This is a genomic window from Cryobacterium flavum (assembly GCF_900103805.1).
GTDB lineage: Bacteria > Actinomycetota > Actinomycetes > Actinomycetales > Microbacteriaceae > Cryobacterium > Cryobacterium flavum.
The window spans coordinates 1-5,339 of the sequence record NZ_FNIB01000032.1 but is presented as its reverse complement, the minus strand read 5'-3'; the positions used below and the strand labels follow the sequence as shown (position 1 = coordinate 5,339).

Genomic DNA, 5,339 nt, shown 5'->3' with positions numbered 1-5,339 from the left:
CGGCGGATTCAACTGGTCGTTGCAACACTCCATTTTTGAGAGGTGTTGCCGATGTGGTCGAAGTTTGAGCTGGTGGAGATGCAGGCTCGGTTTTGGGTGTTGATGTCCAAAGGGTCGACGCTGACGGCGGCGTGTGATGCTGTGGGAGTGAATCGACGAACTGGACGGCGTTGGCGTCAAGCAACGGGAGGGCGGATCCCTGTTCCGGAGGCCGAGAGGTCCGGGCGGTACTTGTGCTTGGACGAACGGCTGCGAATCGCGGACTTGCATGTGAACGGTACCGGCGTGCGTGCGATCGCTGCCGAGGTGGGCCGGTCTCCTGCGACGATCAGTCGAGAGTTAGCTCGCGGTGGGTCCAAGGCTGGCCCACGAGCGCGAACAAGGTATGCCCCGTATGCGGCGCAGAAGCAGGCCGAGCTTCGCGGGCGCCGACCCAAGGCCAGCAAATTCGATCACCCGGAACTAGCATCCTTGGTGCAGACCAAGTTGTGCGTGAAATGGAGTCCGGAACAAATCAGTGACCACTTGGCGACAGTGTTCCCGGACCGGCAGGAGATGCGGGTGAGCCCCGAAGCGATCTACCAGGCACTCTATGTGCAGGGCCGCGGTCATTTGCGTGCTGATCTGCATCAACACTTGCGCACCGGCCGGGCCATCCGGCGTCCTAGACGGCCTGCCGCGAAGAACTCGGGCAAGATCCCCGACATGATCATGATCAGCGAGCGACCTGCAGAAGTTTCTGACCGTGCCGTACCTGGCCATTGGGAAGGAGATCTGATCTTGGGGTCGAACTGCCGATCGGCCATCGCCACGCTGGTGGAGCGTCAGACCCGCTTCACGATGTTGGTCCATCTTCCTGGTGATCACAGTGCCATCACTGTTCGCGATGGTCTGTTAGCCACCATCAAGACTCTGCCCGCGCGTCTGGCTAAAACCTTGACCTGGGATCAGGGAACAGAGCTGGCCCAGCACCGACAGATCACCCTGGCCACCAACATGGCCATCTACTTCTGTGATCCGCATTCTCCGTGGCAACGCGGCAGTAACGAAAACACCAACGGGCTGCTGCGCCAGTATTTCCCCAAGGGCACCGACCTCTCCGTCCATTCACCCGAACGGCTCCTGGAAGTAGCCACCGAACTCAACGATCGACCCCGTAAAACACTCGGCGGCATCACCCCCGCCCAAGCCATGCAACGACTACTGTCAGAACCAGAAAAACCAATCGTTGCAACGACCAGTTGAACTCGCCTTCCCCTACCGAACAGCATCGGCGCGGCCGCTGTCCTTCACCCAGGTTACAGATTCGGGCGTTGTCGTCCGGGCCACCCGGTTGAATACCGCGAGGCCGAGCGGGGCGTGTCCAAGGGCTGCGGCATCGGTCATCATCGCGAGTTCGGCGCCCGTGATGATAGCGAGTTCGCCGGCGCGGCCGTGCGCGCTCATTGCCCCCAACGCGCACGCCGCCGGCAGCAATCGCACTTACGCTGCTCGGGGCAGATGCTGGCGGGCGTAGCTGCCGTCAACGCGACGATGGCGGATGTCCTGGTCGGGCGGCTCCGTTCAGGCGTGTTGGTCAGCGACGGGTTCTGGTTGAACGGACCAGTCGGCGGGTGCATCGTCGGTGTCGGCGTCGGCGATCGCCTTGGTCTGGTGAACTTTGCCCGGCTTGTGGTGTTGCGGCGCGTAGACGGTATAGACCTGCATGGGCTCGTCGCCGATGTTGGTGACGTTGTGCCAGCTGCCAGCCGGAACGATGACGCACCACCCATCGGATACTTCTTGGTCGAAGGTCAGTTCGTTCTTGCTTGGTCCCATCTGGGCGCGGCCACGGCCGTGGTCGAGTCGAATGAACTGGTCGGTGTCAGGGTGCTTTTCTAGTCCGATGACCCCGTTGACCGGGATCGACATGAGGGTGACCTGCAGGTAGGTGCCACTCCAAGCCACGGTGCGGTAGTTCGGGTTCTTGAGGGTCTCGGTCTCCAGATCGAATGCTTGAGGACGGGGACCGGTGTCTTCGATGGTCATGTTTTCATCGTAGCTTTGCCCGGATCGGATCATAAGGCCCCGCTGTTCGATCCTCCTGAGACCATGCTCGCGGATTTGTCGCGCTGTCCGTCCGGCTTACGGAACGGCTCGGATTCAAGCGGAATATACCCTCAACTCGCTGAAAGCGGTGTAGGTATGGTGGTTCACATGACCCTCCTGGAACTCGATTCTCTTCTGGCCACGGAACGCGCAGGCTGGGATTCGCTCTGCGAGGGAAGCGGCGGATCTTTCTACGGAGACCTAATGACCCCCGGTGGGCTGATGATCATCTCCAATGGGATGGTGCTCGACCGCGCGGCGGTCAAGGCGAGTCTTGATGGCGCACCCACGTGGGATCGGTACGAGATGTCGGAGACCCGATATGTCCCGCTGGGCACTGACACCGCCGCCTTGATCTATACCGCCCAATCGGTTCGTTGCAATGAAGCACCTTTCGTCGCGACAATGACCAGCGTTTACTGTGTAATCAAAGGACGGCTGCGCCTAGCGCTCTACCAGCAGACGTCCCGTTGACCGTTCCGCTAACGGGCTCCCGGGCTACCGGAGGTAGGCGCCGAAAACTCTGGGTCGTTGACGATGCGCGCCAAGGTGGTCTGCCCGAGAGTGCTCATCCCTGGGTTCGACTCCCGGTAGTACCACACCAGGCCCATCGCCTGTTGGAACGCCCACGCGGCTCCACGCCACCATTCGAGGTCATCGCAAGGCAGCTCGCTACGGACGAGCGCTCGTCTCTCGTCATCGAGCAGGTGCCACGCGGCGACAAGATCGAGTGACGGGTCGGCCGGAGCGAACCCACCGCCATCCAGGACGCCAACCAGTCGGTCGCCCTCGACGAGGAGATTGCTCGGAGTCAAATCGCCGTGAGTCATCACCTCGCGGCCAGAAGGCGGCAAACTCCGAAACTCCATCCAGAGAATGCGGAGCCGAGCGACGGGAAGTAGCCCGTCGCTTTCTCGGAAACAGAGTTCCATCCACTCGTCGGAGTCCTTCAGATCTCCGCCGCGACCAGAGCCTGCGAAGTGGCGTCCTTTGGTTGCTGCGGCGCGAAGCGAATGCACGAGGCCGGTGAGGTCATGGGCGAACATGTTGGAGTGCGCTAAACCTTTGGGCGTTGCCACGGCCCCGTGTAGCCACGTCTGTACAGACCATGGCAGGGGGAAGCCGTAACCCGGATTGCCTACGACCATGGGCACCGGAGTCGGGACCGGACAACACGTCGCCAGCTCGCGCATTGCTGAGGCTTCTCGGTTGAGTTCGGAGGTCATATCAGCTGGCGCAGCGCAGCGCAGCGGGAATCGTGCCGTGAGGTCGGCACCGATTCGAAAGATGGCGTTCACCGTTCCGTCCGTCACGATGCGACGGACGGGTTCAAGGCGCCATTCGGGAAACTGGTCTAATATCAGCCGGCGAGCTACTTGCTCGTCAATGTGCAACTCGTCGTCGTGCATAGCCATTCAAGCTACGCTAACGGATTTGAGCGATTGTCCCGCAGGGGGTTCCTCGAAGGCAACAACGTCTAGGACGAAACCACGCGCATGGAACTTGGCGGCGTGGGTCGCCTGGATGTCGACCGGGCGATTGGAGTTGCAGGGCATCTTCGTTCCGAGTCCGGTCACTGCAATAGGATCCAGTCAAGGCTTGGCGGTTATCCAGGCATTGGGGGCGATGTGGGGTGGGCACGGCGCGTATGGGTCCGCAGAGTCGTTGAGCGGTCGGGTCTTTGGGCGTGATTTCTCCCGGTGGTACGAGCGGATCACCTTCGATTAGCGTGACCCGAGCTGGGCTCTTGGCCGCGGCTCTGCTGGGGTTGGAGCTTGTCGCGGGCATGCAGGCTTACCTGCTGAACACCGTGATGCCCGTCATCGGTTCGGACCTCGACGCGAAGGACTTCTATGGTGTGATCGTGGGCTCGGCGCAGATCGCCATGTTCCTAACGATGCCCTTGGGCCCGTACTTGCTCCAGCGTTTTCGGGTGGATCGGCTGCTCGTTCATCTGAGTTGGCTCACGGTCGCCGGCAGCGTGTCGAGTGCCGTAGCTCCGAACGTCGGTGTCTTCGTTGCCGGTCGGGTCGCCTCTGGCCTGGGCGCTGGAGCTTTGGCGACCGTGTCCTTGGCGGCAATCGTGTCAGTTCTACCTGCCGGGTGGCGCCGCGCGGTTCTCGCCGGTTTCAGCGTGACCTGGGTATTCGCCTCACTCGCCGGCCCTCTGTACGCCGCGTGGGTGACCTCTGTTGCGAGTTGGCGCTGGGCGCTCGTGCTCTACCTCCCGCTCCTCATCGCGGCGCGACTCGTGGCTGCTCGCCAGCTGAGGGGCACCATGCAACCGGGAACCGATAAGGAGCCGTTGACGCTCGGCTCCGCCGGAATGCTCGCGGGCGGCGTTGCTTTACTCTCCCTCGTGGGCCTGCAGGCAGTGCCCTCCGCCGTAGCTGTCACCATGGGTGCCATCGGGGCCGTCGCCGTGATCTTTGCCGCACGCCGGCTTCTGCCCCCGGGAACCCTGAGCGCGCGAGCCGGCCGCCCTGCGGCACTGGCCACGATGGGGCTCCTGGCGGGTGTGTATTTCGGTGCCCAAGCGATCATGTCGATCATCGTTCAAGATCTGCTCGGGGGAAACACCGGACAAGCTGCGCTGGTACTCGCCGGCAGTGGCATGGGATGGGCGCTCGCGGGTTTGGCAGCAAGTCGATGGCCCCCACGGACGTCCCGAGCGTACGTCTGCCGCGCAGCGGTAGGGGGTTCCCTGATTGGCTTGGGGCTGTTGGGGACCGGAGCCGTCATTCTCACGGACGACGCTCTGCCGCGCATCACTGTGGTCCTTCTCGGGTGGACGCTCGCGGGCATTGGTATGGGGCTGGTCTATCTCGACACCCTCAACAAGATCGTAGATGTGCCACCGGAGGTGGATGGCGTCACTGTTCCGCGGGCGGCTGCGGCGACAATCTTGGTCGAAGCGATCGCGACAGCGGTTGCCGCCACGCTGGCGAGTGCTGTCGTGGGGCGGGCCGTTGCGGTCGGTCAGGACGCGAATCCAGCAGTAGTCATTCTCGCCGTCACCGGTGCGGGCGCCCTCTCATTGGTGTGGTTGGCCCGCCGCACGGCGATGGTTCATGTGGTGCGATGATCGCCTGCTCTGATTCACCTTGAATCGGCCACCAAGCCCAACCACCATCCCCACAGGACTCGAAGCTCGATCGTCCCGCAAAGGGTTCGGCGAATTCAACCGGTCGTCGCAACGATGGGTATTTCTGGCTCTGACAATAGTCGTTGCATGGCTTGAGTGGGTGTGA

6 protein-coding genes are annotated in these 5,339 nt (G+C 62.4%); 3 read left to right on the top strand and 3 right to left on the bottom strand.

Translation table 11 applies throughout. The features are described 5' to 3' along the window. The first annotated feature begins 78 nt into the window (after positions 1–78). The gene (locus tag BLS91_RS19280) at positions 79–1,245 is read left to right on the top strand and encodes an IS30 family transposase (protein ID WP_420838515.1); all 1,167 of its coding nucleotides are present in this window, start codon (positions 79–81) and stop codon (positions 1,243–1,245) included. A gap of 12 nt (positions 1,246–1,257) precedes the next feature. Here BLS91_RS19280 and BLS91_RS19275 read toward each other — a convergent pair whose 3' ends face one another. Next, positions 1,258–1,446: a hypothetical protein gene (locus tag BLS91_RS19275; protein WP_092342672.1), complete on the bottom strand. Its 189-nt coding sequence runs from the start codon at positions 1,444–1,446 to the stop codon at positions 1,258–1,260. A gap of 117 nt (positions 1,447–1,563) precedes the next feature. Continuing rightward, positions 1,564–2,028, bottom strand: coding sequence for a cupin domain-containing protein (locus BLS91_RS19270; protein WP_092342677.1), 465 nt, complete (start codon positions 2,026–2,028; stop codon positions 1,564–1,566). A gap of 168 nt (positions 2,029–2,196) precedes the next feature. On the opposite strand from BLS91_RS19270, the gene BLS91_RS19265 reads away from it, so the two are divergent. Further along, positions 2,197–2,562, top strand: a complete 366-nt coding sequence (locus BLS91_RS19265) for a nuclear transport factor 2 family protein (RefSeq protein WP_092342674.1) — start codon at positions 2,197–2,199, stop codon at positions 2,560–2,562. A gap of 8 nt (positions 2,563–2,570) precedes the next feature. Here the strand turns inward: BLS91_RS19265 and BLS91_RS19260 are convergent, their stop codons facing one another. Then, entirely contained in the window at positions 2,571–3,503 is a 933-nt protein-coding gene (locus tag BLS91_RS19260) for a phosphotransferase (RefSeq protein WP_244288026.1), read from the bottom strand. Between the two features lie 314 nt (positions 3,504–3,817). On the opposite strand from BLS91_RS19260, the gene BLS91_RS19250 reads away from it, so the two are divergent. Continuing rightward, on the top strand, positions 3,818–5,173 hold the full coding sequence (locus BLS91_RS19250) for an MFS transporter (RefSeq protein WP_092342666.1): 1,356 nt from the start codon (positions 3,818–3,820) through the stop codon (positions 5,171–5,173). Positions 5,174–5,339 lie beyond the last annotated feature (166 nt).

What these genes read in the sequence shown, in the direction of transcription:
- BLS91_RS19270 (WP_092342677.1), bottom strand. Translation starts at nt 2,028, where the DNA reads ATGACCATCGAAGACACCGGTCCCCGTCCTCAAGCATTCGATCTGGAG.
- BLS91_RS19265 (WP_092342674.1), top strand. Translation starts at nt 2,197, where the DNA reads ATGACCCTCCTGGAACTCGATTCTCTTCTGGCCACGGAACGCGCAGGC.
- BLS91_RS19275 (WP_092342672.1), bottom strand. Translation starts at nt 1,446, where the DNA reads ATGAGCGCGCACGGCCGCGCCGGCGAACTCGCTATCATCACGGGCGCC.
- BLS91_RS19260 (WP_244288026.1), bottom strand. Translation starts at nt 3,503, where the DNA reads ATGGCTATGCACGACGACGAGTTGCACATTGACGAGCAAGTAGCTCGC.
- BLS91_RS19280 (WP_420838515.1), top strand. Translation starts at nt 79, where the DNA reads ATGCAGGCTCGGTTTTGGGTGTTGATGTCCAAAGGGTCGACGCTGACG.